The 14,720-nt window shown below is 74.6% G+C and carries 11 protein-coding genes; 7 read left to right on the forward strand and 4 right to left on the reverse strand.

The annotated features are described in order from the left end of the window. Nucleotides 1-77: 77 nt before the first annotated feature. Nucleotides 78-791 (reverse strand): helix-turn-helix domain-containing protein, encoded by a 714-nt coding sequence (locus ABZY91_RS22540; protein ID WP_355404762.1) that lies wholly within the window; start codon nt 789-791, stop codon nt 78-80. A 497-nt stretch (nt 792-1,288) separates the two neighbouring features. After that, nucleotides 1,289-1,867: a TetR/AcrR family transcriptional regulator gene (locus tag ABZY91_RS22545; protein WP_355404764.1), complete on the reverse strand. Its 579-nt coding sequence runs from the start codon at nt 1,865-1,867 to the stop codon at nt 1,289-1,291. A gap of 107 nt (nt 1,868-1,974) precedes the next feature. On the opposite strand from ABZY91_RS22545, the gene ABZY91_RS22550 reads away from it, so the two are divergent. The 7 genes from ABZY91_RS22550 to ABZY91_RS22580 all read left to right on the forward strand — a co-directional run bounded on the left by ABZY91_RS22550 (nt 1,975) and on the right by ABZY91_RS22580 (nt 12,729). Continuing rightward, entirely contained in the window at nt 1,975-2,790 is an 816-nt protein-coding gene (locus ABZY91_RS22550) for an NAD(P)H-binding protein (protein ID WP_355404766.1), read from the forward strand. A 41-nt stretch (nt 2,791-2,831) separates the two neighbouring features. Beyond that, complete coding sequence (locus ABZY91_RS22555; RefSeq protein ID WP_355404768.1) at nt 2,832-3,761, forward strand: haloalkane dehalogenase; 930 nt, start codon at nt 2,832-2,834, stop codon at nt 3,759-3,761. After that, a complete protein-coding gene (locus tag ABZY91_RS22560) occupies nt 3,758-4,303 on the forward strand; it encodes a dihydrofolate reductase family protein (protein WP_329952310.1) in 546 nt (181 codons plus the stop codon). Before ABZY91_RS22555 ends, ABZY91_RS22560 begins: the two co-directional genes overlap by 4 nt. 237 nt (nt 4,304-4,540) lie before the next feature. Continuing rightward, the gene (locus tag ABZY91_RS22565; protein ID WP_355404805.1) at nt 4,541-5,176 is read left to right on the forward strand and encodes a LysE family translocator; all 636 of its coding nucleotides are present in this window, start codon (nt 4,541-4,543) and stop codon (nt 5,174-5,176) included. Between the two features lie 233 nt (nt 5,177-5,409). Next, complete coding sequence (locus ABZY91_RS22570) at nt 5,410-8,778, forward strand: FtsX-like permease family protein (protein WP_355404770.1); 3,369 nt, start codon at nt 5,410-5,412, stop codon at nt 8,776-8,778. A 94-nt stretch (nt 8,779-8,872) separates the two neighbouring features. After that, complete coding sequence (locus tag ABZY91_RS22575; protein WP_355404772.1) at nt 8,873-11,710, forward strand: hypothetical protein; 2,838 nt, start codon at nt 8,873-8,875, stop codon at nt 11,708-11,710. 65 nt (nt 11,711-11,775) lie between these two features. Next, on the forward strand, nt 11,776-12,729 hold the full coding sequence (locus ABZY91_RS22580; RefSeq protein WP_355404807.1) for an ABC transporter ATP-binding protein: 954 nt from the start codon (nt 11,776-11,778) through the stop codon (nt 12,727-12,729). Nucleotides 12,730-12,919: 190 nt separating this feature from the next. Here ABZY91_RS22580 and ABZY91_RS22585 read toward each other — a convergent pair whose 3' ends face one another. Both ABZY91_RS22585 and ABZY91_RS22590 read right to left on the reverse strand, forming a co-directional pair. Then, entirely contained in the window at nt 12,920-13,183 is a 264-nt protein-coding gene (locus ABZY91_RS22585; protein ID WP_355404774.1) for a hypothetical protein, read from the reverse strand. Next, a complete protein-coding gene (locus ABZY91_RS22590; protein WP_355404776.1) occupies nt 13,180-14,334 on the reverse strand; it encodes an inorganic phosphate transporter in 1,155 nt (384 codons plus the stop codon). The genes ABZY91_RS22585 and ABZY91_RS22590 overlap by 4 nt, the downstream gene beginning before the upstream one ends. Nucleotides 14,335-14,720: the final 386 nt, after the last annotated feature.

The raw sequence follows: 14,720 nt of genomic DNA on the forward strand, positions 1-14,720 counted from the left end.
TCCGCTCGGACGTCCGACACGGCGGAGGACCCCGGCGCACGGAGGATGCCGGCGCACGGAGGACGCCGCGCGAGGGATCAGCCGTGCCGCCAGCGCTCGGCCGCCCGGATCAGGTCCTGGCCGACGTGGTCGAGGAACGCCCCCATGCCGTCGAGGCGGCGACCGACCGGCGACTTCACCCCGAGGATTCCCGCACCCTCGCGCGCGACCTGCGCGAGGACGGTGTCCACCCGGGCGCCGGCGATCATCGCACGGACCCAGACGTCCTCGTCGATCACGTACGTGTCGCGCCGTTCCCGCGGGTCGCGCCGACGGCGGATCAGTTCCTGTCCCTCCAGGTAGCCGACCGCCTTGGAGACGGTGGCCGGGCTGACCTTCAGACGTTCGGCGAGTTCCGCCGCCGTGAGGCTTCCGTGGTCGCTGGTGCACAGGCAGGCGAGGACACCGGCCGGCATCCGCGGGAGGCCCCCGTTGACCAGGAACCCGATGAACTGTTCCTGGAACGCCCGCAGTTCCTGCGGGAGCGCGGGGTCGGGCGGCTCGGGTGCCCCGGCCGACCCGGCCGACCCGGGAGCCGCCGGGAGGGCCGCTCCGCGGCGGGCCCGGCGCCGGGTGGCCAGCTGGGCGCCGTCGGCGCGGTAGCCGCTCGGGCCGCCGTTGCGCGTGACCTCACGGGTGACGGTCGAGGTCGGCCGCTCCAGCCCCTTGGCGATCTCGCTGTACGAGAGTCCGCCGGCCAGCCCTGCGGCGATCTGTCGGCGGTCCTGGTGGGTGAGCCTGCCTCGGGGCATGGTCGGTCGCTCCTGATGTGGTCGCGTACGTGGTTCCGGGGGCGGGATCAAGGTGCGTTCACCGCCATGCCATTGCAATGAGCCACCGCTTCCGGTTGCATTCATCGACATTTCCATTGCAACAATTGCGCGAGATATGGCGGATTAAGCACCGAAATTCCCCCTCATGTCAATTGACCCCACAGTGAACGCAACATAGCTTTTCCTTCCCGGGCAACGAACCGACCCGGCCGGGGGCGACGCCGCCCCGCACCACCACGCCGCACCGTGCCCGCCGTTCGCGGCCACCTCGATCCGGCGGCGCCGGGAGCCGCGTGGCACCCGGAGCGACAGAAACGGCTGAAGATCATGGGAAAGCTCATCCACCGCGCGCCCCGGCCAATCGCCGGCCGGGCCCGGAGCGCGCGTTCCGCGGCGGCACCGGACCCGCCGCCCGCACCGCCGGGAGCCGCGCGGGCGGGGGTCCGGCCGGCAGCCCGGCGGGCGCCGGTGACGGGTCAGGCGAGCGAGTCGATCCAGCGCTCCAGCCGGCGCCCCTCGACGGCCATCAGTTCGGGGTCCCGGAGGGTGTTGGTGAGCAGCGAGATCCCCTGGTACGCGGCCACCAGCGCGACCGCGAGTTCACGGGAGTCGTCGCGGCCCATCGCCTCGAACTGGACCTCCACCCAGTCGATGAGCTGCCGCATGACCTCCGCGACGGACTCGTCGAGGCCGTCGGCCCGCTTGTCGAGCTCCGAGGCGAGGCTTCCGGTGGGGCAGCCGTAGAGCGCGGTGAGCTCGCGCTGGTCGACCCAGCCGCTCAGGAGCGCCTTCAGCCTCTCCCTGGGCCCGGGAAGGGCGTCGAGCGTGTCGATCACGGCCCGGAGGCCCTGGGCGTGCGCGGAGATGGCCGCCTCGACCAGCTCGTTCTTGGTCTTGAAGTAGTAGTAGACGTTCCCGACGGGGACGTCCGCCGCCCGGGCGATGTCGGCCAGCGTGGTCTGTTCGACGCCCTTCTCGTGCAGCACCTGCGCCGCGGCGGCCGCCAGCCGCTCCCGCTTGCCCGACGATCGCCGGGTATTCCTTGAGTCAGTCACCTGACTGACTGTAGACGCCTGACGCGGCGTCGGCTACTGTCTCACCTGAGTCAGCCAACTAACTTACCCGGCTGGCCCGCCCGATTGCCTTGCCTATGGGGGTTCTTGTGATTGTTGTGACGGGTGCGACCGGTAACGTCGGCCAGGAGCTCGTGCGGCTCCTCGTCGGAGCCGGCGAGCAGGTGACGGCCGTGTCCCGGAACCCGGGTCGGCTGCCTGACGGGGTCGAGCACGTCGAGGCCGACCTCGCCGACCCGAAGAGTCTGGGCGCCGCCCTCGACGGAGCCGGGGCCCTGTTCCTGCTCGTCGCCGGCGACGACCCGCAGGGTGTCCTCGGTCTCGCCGCGGCGAGCGGGGTGCGGCGCGTCGTCCTGCTCTCCTCGCAGGGCGCCGGGACACGGCCGGAGGTCTACGGCCACCCCGCCGCGTTCGAGGACGCCGTGCGCCGCTCGGGTCTCGACTGGACGATCCTGCGCTCCGGCGGCCTGAACTCGAACGCCTTCGCCTGGGCCGAGTCGATCCGTGCGCAGCGGACGGCCGCCGCGCCCTTCGGCGACGTCGGGCTGCCCACCGTCGACCCGGCGGACGTCGCCGCGGTCGCGGCCGCGGTCCTGCGCGAGGACGGCCACGCGGGCCGGACGTACGAGCTCACCGGACCGGCCGTGGTCACCCCGCGCGAACGGGCCGCGGCGATCGGCGCGGCGCTGGACGCTCCGGTGCGGTTCGTCGAGCAGACCCGCGCCGAGGCCCGCGCGCAGATGCTGGCGTTCATGCCCGAGCCGGTGGTGGAGGGCACCCTCGCCATCCTCGGCGAGCCGCTGCCCGCCGAGCAGGCGATCAGCCCCGACGTCGAGCGCGTCCTCGGCCGGGCGCCGCGGACCTTCGCGCAGTGGGCCGGCCGCACCGCCCCCGCCTTCCGCTGAACCACCCTTCCGGCTCGCGCACTTGAGAGGAACGTAGCGCCTTGCCCGTTCGACCCGTACTCGACTCCACCATGTTCCACCGGGAGGTCGGCGCCGGTGCGCCGATGGTCTTCCTGCACGGCAACCCCACCTCGTCCCACCTCTGGCGGGACGTCCTCCCCGCCGTCGGCACGCCGGGCCGGCTCCTCGCCCCGGACCTGATCGGCATGGGCGAGTCGGGCAAGCCCGATCTCGCGTACACCTTCGCCGACCAGGCCCGCTACCTGGACGCCTGGTTCGACGGACTCGGCCTGGAGGACGTGGTGCTGGTCGGGCACGACTGGGGCGGCGCCCTGGCGTTCGACTGGGCCGCCCGGCACCCCGGGCGTGTGCGCGGCATCGCGTTCACCGAGACCATCGTCAAGCCGATGGCCTGGGAGGAGTTCCCCGAGGGCGGCCGCCGGCTGTTCCGGGCGATCAGGACGCCCCAGGTGGGCGAGGCCATGATCCTCGACGACAACGCCTTCGTCGAGCAGTTGCTGCCCGGCTCGGTCGCCACTCCCCTCTCCCCCGCCGATCTGGACGTCTACCGCCGCCCCTACCCCACCCGGGAGAGCCGCCGACCGCTGCTCCAGTGGCCGCGGTCGATGCCCCTCGACGGCGAACCCGCCGACGTCGTGTCCAGGATCCGGGCCTACGACCGCTGGTTGGCGACCAGCGCGGACGTCCCCAAACTGCTGATCGCCTTCGCGCCCGGCCCCGGCGCCATGATGGGCCCGGAGATCGTCGACTGGTGCGCGGCGAACATCGCCGGCCTCGACATCGAGCACAGCGACGCGGTCGCCGGACACCACACGCCGGAGGACCAGCCCCTCGCGATCGCCGCCGCGATCGCCGCCTGGGCGGACCGTCACAAGCTTCGCCACGACCCCTCGCCCGACGAGGCCCGGCGAGACCCGAAGCACCACCCACTCCCCGGAGGATTCGCATGACCGCACCACGCAAGATCGTGACCGGCCTGTTCATCTCGCTGGACGGCGTCGTGGAGGCGCCGGAGACCTGGCACTTCCCGTTCATGAACGACGAGATGGGCGCCGCGGTCGGCCAGATGCACGCCGAGGCCGACACGCTGCTCCTGGGCCGGAAGACCTACGAGACGTTCGCCGCCGTCTGGCCGCACCGGAGCGGTGAGATGGCCGACGCCATCAACGGCATCCGCAAGCTGGTCGCCTCCACCACCCTCACCGGCACCGACTGGAACAACTCGGCCGTCATCGAGGGCGACGTCGTCGCCGCGGTCAAGGAGCTCAAGCAGCAGCCGGGCGGGAACATCAACCTGACCGGCAGCATCGGTCTGACCCGCACCCTGCTGGAGGCGGGGCTCGTCGACGAGCTGCGCCTGCTCGTCCACCCGATCGTGCTGGGCACCGGGCTGCGGCTCTTCGCCGAGGGCTCCGCCCGGGTGCCGCTGCAGCTCACCCGCTCGACCGCCTTCTCCACCGGCGTGCTGGACCTGAGCTACCGGCCGGCCTGACCGGAGGGTGCCTGCCCGCCACGTGCTGCGGGCAGGCACCCCGAGCGGGTACCGCCGGACGGCCGCGCGGACCCGGAGACCACAGCCCGCGGACCGACTGGTCGTCACCGTCCGCCCCTCGGGCCCGACTTCGTACCGGCCGCCCCACCCGGGCGGTCGCCGCGCACCTGATCCGACGGCCCTCCCGACGGCCCGTCCGGTCCGCACCCGTGAAGCACGGAGAAATGGATGCTGGTCATGTTGGACCTTCCGCTGTACCTGGCCTTCGTGACCGCCGCACTGGCCCTGTGCGTCACTCCGGGCCCCGACATGGTGTTCGTGGTCGCCATGGGCGGCCGCGGCGGGCCGGCCGCGGGGGTGATGGCCGCCCTGGGAGTGGCCTTCGGGGCGACGGTGCACGCCCTGGCCGCCATGCTCGGGCTGTCGTCGCTGTTCGCCCACCTGCCGGCGCTCTACGACGTGCTGCGCTGGGCGGGCGCGGCCTATCTCGTCCTCCTCGCCGTCCAGGCGTTCCGTGACCGGTCGCCCCTCGGCGCCGACGGCGGTGACGACGGGGCCGCCGTGCCCGGCCGGCTGCGCGCCTTCTCGAAGGGCGCCGTGACGAACCTGCTCAACCCCAAGGTGATCATGTTCAACATCGCGTTCCTGCCGCAGTTCGTGAGCCCCGGCCTGGGGCACGTCACGGGTCAACTCCTGCTCCTCGGACTGACGATGGTGGCTGTCGGGCTGGCCGTCGACATCACGGTGGGCGTGCTGTCGGGCAGACTGGCGGCTCTCCTGCGTCGAAGCACCCGGGTGGCGCGGGGGCTGAACGTCCTCAGCGGTGCCGTCTTCGGCGCGCTGGCCGTCCGGCTGGTCACCGCCCCGGAGTAGCCGGCCACGCCGCCGCGTCCCGGCCTGGCGGCGCCCCCGCTGCCTCTATGGGCAGACAAGCCAGGCAAAAGCAGCATCCCCCGGCCGGACCGGCCGACCGTCGTGCAAGATGGGGCCGGTTCGATTGGTCCAGACCAAAAACAGGTCGTGGCGACAAGACCCCGACTCTGTACCGCACTTGGTCTCGTGACGCGCGCCCCTCGATCTCCGGAGGGTGCCGAGGGGAGCGATGGATGGTACTGGCGGGGGTGAGGCGCCGGATCGGCCGGCACGGACTGGTGCTGGCGGCCTTGGCCGTGAGCATCCTGGTGGCGACGGCGGTGCTGTCCGCGGTGACCGGGCTGGCCCAGTCGGCCGCCACTGCCGGAGTGCGCCAGCGGCTCGACGCCGACGCCGGGCGCTCGGTCGAGGTGACCGCACGCTGGACGGCGCCGGGCCTGCCCGCGGCCGACCGCGCGGTGCACTCGGCACTGGTCCGGACGATGGCCGGCACCCCGTTCCGCACCGAGACGGCGCAGCGCGGCATCGGCACCGTCGACCTCCCGCTACCGCCCGACGGACGCCGCTGGGCCACCGAAACCGTGCTCTCCGGCCGCCTGGCGGTGCTGCCGACTCCCGACCGCTTCGCCCGACTGCGCAGCGGCGGCACCTGGCCGGACGCGCCCGAGGCCGCCCCGGCCGCCGGCGACGGGCTGCGCGTCGCCCTCCCCGAGACCACCGCCGACCGGCTCGGCCTGGACAGCGGCAGCACCACGACCATCCGCACGCCCGGCACCGGCGAACCGCTCCGGTTCACCGTGACCGGCGTCTACCGGCCCGACCCGGACGCCGCCGCGTTCTGGACCGGCCTCGGCGGCCCCGACGCCGCGGAGCAGGCCCTCGTGCTGGTCGACGGCGCCCGGCTGGCCGCGCTGCCCGGATTCACCGGCCGCATGCTCGCCGTCTGGCTGGCCCTTCCCGACACCGGGCGGTCGAGCCTGTCCGAACTCACCGCGCTGCGCGACCGGGTGACCGTCTTCGCCCGCTCGGACACGGCCCGCTCGGTCTACCGCGGCGCCGAACCGGCCCTGACCGACACCGCGGTACGCAGTACACTGCCCGCCGCGGTCGACCGGCAGGTGGTGCCGGTCCTGACGGCCAGGGCCGAGATCGCCGTACCGCTCGGCCTGCTCGCCCTGCTCGCGTCGGTGGTCCTCGTCCTGACCGCCCGTCGCCTGGCCGACGCGGTCGCCGGCGAACACGCGCTCCAGAGCTCCCGGGGTGCCGGCGCGGCGCGGCTGCTCGCGGCGGCGGCCGGCGAGTGGGCGCTGGCCGCGGTGCCGACGGCGGTCGGCGGGGTGCTGCTGGCCGAGCCGCTGCTGGCTGCCGTGCTGCGCGCCGTCGGGGCCGACGGCCTGGCCGCAGGCGACGGCCGAACCGTCTGGTGGGCCGCCGGCTTCGTCCTCCTGGTGCAGGGCACGGCTCTGCTGCTGCCGCTCGCCCGGCAGGCGATGGACCCGGGTGCCCAGCGGGCACTGCGGGCGCGCAGCCCGCGCCGGCTGGGTCTGCAGCGGGCCGGTGCAGACCTGGCACTGCTCGCCATGGCGGCGTTCGGATACTTCCAACTCGACCACTACGAGGGCGTGGTGGTGAAGAACGCCGGCGTCGGGTTCGACTCCTCGGTCGACCTGACCCTGGTACTCGCCCCGGTGGTCATGGCGGTGACCGGGGCCGTCCTCATGCTACGGGTGCTGCCGGCGGTGGGGCGGCTGCTGGAGCGGTCGGCCCGGCGGGCCCGCGGCCTGGTCCTGCCCCTGGGCGCCTGGCGGCTGAGCCGCGACACCGGCCGCCAGTCGGTGCCGGTGCTGGTGACGCTGCTGGCGGTGGCCTGCAGCAGCCTGGCCGCCGGGGTGCTGGCCGCACTGCCGACCAGCGACCGGGACCGGGCGGCCTACACGGTCGGCGCCGATCTGCGGCTGTCCGGGGTGTCCGGCGCGATCGGACAGCGGCACGCCGCACTGGCCGCCCTCCCGGGCGTGACGAGCCTCACCCCGGTGTCCGAGCATACGGCCTTCCTGGGCACCACCGTGGTGCAGACGGTCGCCGTCGACACCACGGCCGCCTCCGCCGCCGGGCTGCCGCGCCTCCGCCCGGACCAAACCGACCGCCCGCTCCAGGAGCTGCTGGCCCCCCTGACCGCCGTGCCCACCCAGGGGCTCGTCCTGCCCGGCGAGCCGGCCGCCCTGGACGTGACCGTCCGGGCGAGCACCGACCTGCCGATCCCGGCACCCGGCCCGCTCCTGCAGCTCTGGATCCAGGACGCCGACGGGCTGACCGATCAGCTGACCGTTCCCCTGCCGACCGACGGCCTCCCCCACTCGCTGACCTTCGCCCTGGCAGACAGCGACCGGCGGGCCCGTCCGCTGACGCTCAGCCGGCTCGGAATCCACTTCCCCTCCAGCATGCTCCTGCGCTCCACCGTCGACCTGCGCCTGCCGAAGATCACGGCCGTCTCCGCCGCGGGAGAGCGGACCGACCTCTCGCTCCCGCCCGGGCAGAACTGGGCCCGCTCGGGCAAGGTCCTCGCCACCCCGGTCGCGCTCGACTGCCCCGGCACCGAACGCGGCCCCATGGACGACCACGCCTCCCAGGCCGAGGCCTGCACCTGGCAGAGCGAAGGGTCCGACCTGCTGCACACGGTGATGCGATCCCACACGCCGACGATCCCGCCCGACCCGGTGGGGTCGGACGCGGTCCTCGCGGTGCAGCCCGTGAGCGGTGACAGCGTGCCCGAACTCCGCGCCGTGCAGGGGGGCGCCTTCCTGCCCGTGCCCCCCACCCTGCCCGTACTCGCGGACCGCGTGCTGCTCGACGCGGTGAACGCCAGGGTCGGCGACACCGTTCCGCTCAACTGGGAGCGCGACGGGCGGAGTACCCAGAAGGTCCGGATCACCGGCGAGGTCGACGTGCTGCCCGGCTACTCCCAGGGCCAGGGCCACCTCCTGCTGGACGTGCGCGCACTCGCCGCGAACCGCACGCTCACCGGTGCCGCCCCACCCATCGCCACCCGGTGGTGGCTGGCCAGTTCGGACCCGGAGGCCACCTGGGCCGCTGTCGACGGCCGCGGCGAGTTCGGCCGGCCGCAGAGCGCCCTGAGGGTCGCCGGCGGCCTGGCGGACGACCCGTTCCGGGCCGGGCTGCGCTGCGCCTGGCTGCTGGTCCTGGTCACCGCTCCGTTCTTCGCGGTGACCGCGCTGACCCTGCACGCCGTGAGCGCGGTCCGCTCCCGCCGGCGGGAGTTCGCGGTGCTCCGCGCACTGGGTGTCCGGCGTGCGGAGCTGACCGCGCTGCTGCGCGCCGAACAGGTGGCGGTGACGGTGCTTCCGGTGCTGTTCGGAGGGCTGCTGGGCCTGCTGCTCGCAGCCCTGCTGCTGGCGCTCACCGTGCTGGAGGACTACGGGGGGTCGGTCTTCCCGGCGATCGTGGCCGACCCGGGCCGGCCCGCCGCCGTACTCACGGCGCTGGCCGGGGGGCTGCTGCTCACCCTCGCCGTGCTGGTCCTCACCCCACTGCTGGCCCGGGTCGACCTGGTCCGGGCCCTGCGCGCGGGGGACGACGGATGAGCCCGGCGGAGGGTCGACGGTGCGCGGACCGAGGGCGCCCGGACGGTCCCGGACAGGTGCGCGAGGACGGACGCTTCGACGGGGGGAGCCCCACATGCTGACACTGCGCCTGATCCGGCGCGAGGCGCGGATCGCCTGGCCGGTCTCGGCCGTGCTCGCGCTGCTCGCCGCACTGCTCACGGCGATCCCGCTGAGCTGGCCACCGCAGTTCGACCGGCTCGCGGCCGGTACGCTCGCGGACCGGGTGGTCCGCGCCCAGCGGGACGCGCCGCTGGTCTCCGCCACCACCACCACCGTCCCGATGCCGTGGCTGCCGGCCGCGGACCCCGGCTCGCTCGACCGGGACCTCGACAAGCTCGGCGAGCGGGTGCGCACCGCGGCGACTCCCCCACTGGCCACCGTGCTCGGCAAGCCGCGGGCCCGTGTCACCGCCCTCGGCGCGACGGCACGCGGCCCCGGGATGCCCACGCCCTTCGGCAAACCGCCGTCGTTCAACCTCGTCTACCCCCAACCCGAGGCCACCGGCGGGGCGGTCGAGTACCTCCAGGGCCGCGCGCCGCAGCAACCCAGAGCCGACCTGCTCGTCCCGCCCAGCCAGGCGGGCCCGGTCGAGGTCGCGGTGTCCGAAGCCACCCGGGAGCGACTGGGCATGACGGTGGGTCAGCACTTCGATCTGTTGCCCCCCGCCCCCGGATCGTCCGCCCCGGCGCTCCTGGTCGGGGTCTTCCGTACCGACCTCGGCGCGCGGCGGCTCTGGCAGCAGTCCCCGATGCTGGTCGCCCCGTGGGTCGTGCCTGATGACCCCGGCCAGAAACTGGCCGGCCAGATGCTGACCAGTGCCGGCGGGATCGAGCTGATCGCCAAGTACAGCCTCGCGATCATGGTGGACTGGGAACTGCCGGTGACCACCGACCGCTCCGGACCGGCCGCCACCCCGGCCGGGATCGCCGCGATGCAATCCGGCCTGAAGGCACTGCGCAAGGCCGGCCCGGACAAGTTGTGCGGGCTCGTCCTCACGGACGCCTGCATGCTGACCGGCCACATCGTCCCCTCGGTCAACCCCTCCGAGCGGCTCGGCGCGGAGCTGGACGCCTTCGCCGTCCAACGCCAACGCACCGAGCAGCTCCAGAGCTTCGCACTCGCCGGGCTGCTCGCCATGGTGGTGGCCACCTCGGTCGCCGCCGCCCGGCTCGGGGCCCGCCGCCGGGCCGGCGCCTTCGCGCTCCAACTCTCCCGCGGCGCCGGGCTGCTCGGGATCGCGGGCCGACTGCTGGCGGAGGCCGCGGTGGCGGTCGGCGCCGGGGTCGCGGCCGGCTGGGCGATCGGCCGCGCGCTCGCGCCGCAGGGCGCCGCCCTCGGCTCCTGGGTGCCCGTCCTGGTCGCCGCCCTGCTGGTCTGGTGCGCACCGGCGGCCGTCCTGCTCGCCTCCGCCGGGCGGACCCGGCCCCTGCAGCGCTCGCGCCGGATCGTCCTGGAGGCCCTGGTCGTGCTCCTGGCCGCCGGAGGGCTGGTCGCACTGCGGACCCGCGGCGCCTACGCGGGCACCGGCATCGACCCCCAACTCGCCGTCACACCGGTACTCCTGGCACTGATCACGGTGGGAATCCTGCTCCGGCTACTGCCCCCGCTGGTCCGCCGGGCGACCCGCTCGGCGCAGCGTTCGCGCGGCCTGGTCCCGCTGGTGGCGCTCGCCAGGGCCGGGGCGCAGAGCGGCGCGGCCGCGCTTTCCCTGCTGGTCCTGGTGCTGGCCATGGGCTACGGCGTCTACGGGGGGCTGATACCGCGCACCCTCGCGGACGGACAGAAGCAGATCGCCCAGTGGCACACCGGCGGGGCGCCCATGGCCCTGGTCGGACCGAAGGACCAGGTGGCCGGGGACCTGCCGCCGGTCGCCTCCGTGGGGCACCAGGTGGCCGTCACCGGCGCGAGCGGGGAACTCACCTCGCAGGACGACGGCACGACGTTCCCGGGCGCCCAGTTCGTCGGGCTGGACGCCGCCGCGCTGAGCGCCGCCGACCCGTCCTCCGCGATGGCCCGCGCCCTGCTGGCCGCCGACGGCGCCGACGCGCCGATCGAGCGGACCGGCGCCGACCGCGAAGTCCCCGTGGTCACCGCGCTGGCCGACCCCGAGCTCGCCGCCCGGGCCCCCGACGGCACCTTCGAGCTGACCGCGCTCGGGACGGGCCGCATCCTGGTCCACGTGGTCGGCACCCTGCCCGAGGAGGCGCTGCGCGACCCGGTCCTCGGGCCGGTGCTCGGCGACGGACCCCGACCCGGCGCCCTGCTGGTGTTCACCGGCCCGTCCGCGAAACGCCTGCCCGCCCAGAGGAGCCACCCCTCCGCGCTCCTGCTCTACCCGGCCGCCGGCGGACCGGCCCTGGACCTGGCCGCGGTGCGGGCCGACGCCGTCATGCACCTCGCCCCCAGCAGCGTGCCCGGGCCTTCGGTCGAGCTCCGCGACCGGGACGACGAACTCGACACGCTGCGGTCGGACGGGCTGGCGCACTCGGCCCGGCTCGCCTTCCGGGTCACCACCGCGCTCGGCCTGCTGCTCGCGCTCGGCACGTTCGCCCTGGACCTGCTGCTCAGTGCCACCGAACGCGGCCGGACCACGTCCTACCTGCGGACCCTGGGGATCGGCAGCCGCGCGGTGCTCGGCCTGCAACTGCTCCAGCTGGTGCCGCTGGTGCTGGCGGCGGCGGTCGGCGGCACCGCGCTCGGCCTACTGCTGCCCGTCGCGCTCGGCTCCGGCCTGCGGCTGGGGGCCATCACCGGCGGGCCGTTCGAGCCCGCCGTACACATCGACTGGACGATCACCGCGGGGCTCGGCGTCGCGCTGGCCGTGCTGATGACGACGGCCGCCGTCCTGGAGGCCGCGATCAGCCGCCGCCGCGGGCTGGGCGCCGTGCTACGACTGGGGGAGGCCCTGTGAACACCCGTCCCACCGATCGACCCGCGGCCGGTACCGAACGACCCGCGCGCGGGACCGACCGGCCCATCGTGGCGTGCGAGAGCCTCGTGCGGATCTTCCGCACCGGCGCGACCGCCCGCGGCGGGGTCGAGGTGCAGGCCCTGCAGGGGCTCGACCTGACCGTGCAGGAGGGCGAGCTGCTCGCCCTGGTCGGTGCCTCCGGCTCCGGCAAGTCCACCCTGCTCGGCATCCTGGCCGGCCAGGACACCCCCAGCGCGGGCACCGCCGAGGTGGCCGGCACCGACCTGGGCGGGCTCAAGCGGCGCGAGCGGACCGCCTACCGGCGCCGGACCGTCGGGGTGATCCAGCAGCAGACCGCGCGCAACCTGCTGCCCTACCTGACGGCCCGCGAGAACGTCCAGCTGCCGATGGGCTACATCGGCGTGCCGCGCCGCCTGCGCGCCGCCCGGGCGATGGAACTGCTCGACCTGATGGGCATCGCCCAGGCCGCGGACCGCACCCCCGCCGCACTCTCGGGCGGCGAGCAACAGCGCGTGGCGATCGCCATCGCGCTGGCCAACGAACCGCGGCTGCTGCTCGCCGACGAACCCACCGGCGAACTCGACACCGCCACCTCGGAGGAGATCTTCGCCGCCCTGCGCACCGCCAACAGCGAGCTGGGCACCACCGTGCTGATCGTCACCCACGACGCCCTGGTGGCCGACCAGGTCCGTCGCACGGTACGGATCCGCGACGGGCGCACGTCGACCGAGGTGCTGCGCCACGTGGCCGTCACCAGTACGGACGGCTCGCTCACCGCCCAGGAGTACACCGTGCTGGACCGGGTCGGCCGGCTCCAGCTGCCGCGCGAGTTCACCGAGTCGCTGGGCCTGGCGGACCGCGTGCGACTGGTGCTGGAACACGACCACATCTCCGTGTGGCCCGACCACGGCCGCCCGCCGACCGCCACCGAGGCCGACGGAACCGGGAGCGAGGACGCCGGGAACAGGCGCGCCGAGGACGTGGGCGCCGATGGCTGAGGCGGGCTCGGCGGGCTGATCCTCCCGGTACCGCGGCACCGAGTCCGCCCGGGAGGTGTCGGCCGCGCCGGTCAGGTGGGCGCGGGCCCGGGCGGTCCCCCTGGCCCGGCGCCGATGTCGCAGGTCCGGACGGCGGTGTCACCGGGGCGTCGGGACGCACCACGGACGCCCTCCGGCACGGCGGGGCCGTTCAGCTGTGGTTGACGATGACGGAGATGCCCCAGCCGACCGCGGCGAGCACGACCGCGAAGCACAGGCCGGCCGCCGCGTAGCCGGCCGGCCCGGCGGTCGGCCGCCCGGCCGCAGCCGCACCCGAGGTCGCAGTCGCACCCGGGCGGGTCGGCGGGTTGAGCGCGCGCAGACCGACGGCGAACAGGGCCGGCAGGCCGGCGCCGGCGAGGAGGCCCACCACGACGATCTTCCACAGCGCGTCCAGGTTGATCCAGTCGGTCACGAGGCCGCCTCGTTCACGTCCGGGGTCGGGGCCAGCGAGCCGGTCCAGGCGGAGTTGACGTTCTCCGGTGTCACGGGCGTCCGCCGGGAGGCGGCGAAGAAGGCGGTCGAGGCCAGTAGCAGCGCGATGAAGATCACCACGACGCCGAGGGTCCCGCCGATCCCGTGCGCCGCCCAGTAGGCCGCGGCGCCGACCGCGGCGGAGGCGGGCAGGGTGAACAGCCAGGCCACCGCCATCCGGCGGGCGGTGTTCCAGCGCACCACGGCCCCCTTCTTCCCGACCCCGGCGCCCAGGATCGAGCCGGTGGCCACATGGGTGGTGGAGAGCGAGTAGCCGAAGTCGGTGGAGGAGAGGATCACCGCGGCCGAGGCCGACTCGGCGGCCATGCCCTGCGGCGACCCGATCTCCAGCAGTCCCTTGCCCAGCGTCCGGATCACCCGCCAGCCGCCGAGGTAGGTGCCCAGGGCGATCGCCACCGCGCAGGAGGCGATGACCCAGGTCGGGGACGTGGCCCCGGCGTGCAGGGTGCCGTTGGCGATCAGGGCCAGCGTGATGATGCCCATGGTCTTCTGCGCGTCGTTGGTGCCGTGGGCGAGGGAGACCATCGAGGCCGAGCCGATCTGGCCGATCCGGAAGCCGTGGTCACGCGCGCGTCCGGACACGTCACGGGTGAGGCGGTAGACGAGGTGGGTGCCGACCACCGCGACCGTGCCGGCGATGAACGGGGACAGCGTGGCGGGCACGATCACCTTGGAGACCAGCCCCTGCCACTTGACGGCGGAGGCGCCCGCCGCCGCCATCGTGGCCCCGACCACGCCGCCGATGAGCGCGTGCGAGGAACTGGACGGGATGCCGAAGTACCAGGTGGCCAGGTTCCACAGGATGCTGCCGACCAGGCCCGCGAACACCACCACCAGGGTCACGTCGCCGCTCTGCACCAGACCGCTGGCGATGGTCGCGGCGACCGCGGTCGACAGGAACGCGCCGACCAGGTTCAGCACCGCCGAGAGCGCGACCGCGACACGCGGGCGCAGCGCCTCCGTGACGATCGAGGTCGCCATGGCGTTGCCGGTGTCATGGAATCCGTTGGTGAAGTCGAAGCCCAGTGCGGTGGCGACCACCAACACCAGAACCGCGTCGTTGCCGGTCACGGGCCCGAACCTAACCTGTCGCCCGTACCGGTCCGCTCCCCCGAGGGCTCGGCGCGCCGGGGTGCCGGGGGCGGCCATCCGATCGGACCAACGGCACCGCGCGGACCCTCCACCGCACGTGACGGCGCGATCCGCGCCGGTTCTGCGGACCGCCGCGCAGCGCACGGGGACGAACCCCGGGGCCCCTCCCCGGCCCCGGCCGCACCGCCACGTCCGCCCCGGACCGGACCGGACCCGGACCGGATCCCTGCCCCCCGGCCCCTGCCGGGCCACACCGCCCCGGGCTCCTCGCGCGGTTCACGGCACCCGGCGCGATCCGGGCGGCGGGCGCTTCCCGTGCCCCAGTTCGTCACCTGGCAACGCGTTCGAGTGCGGGACCTGTCCGG

This window comes from Kitasatospora sp. NPDC002965, assembly GCF_040611255.1.
Classification (GTDB): domain Bacteria; phylum Actinomycetota; class Actinomycetes; order Streptomycetales; family Streptomycetaceae; genus Kitasatospora.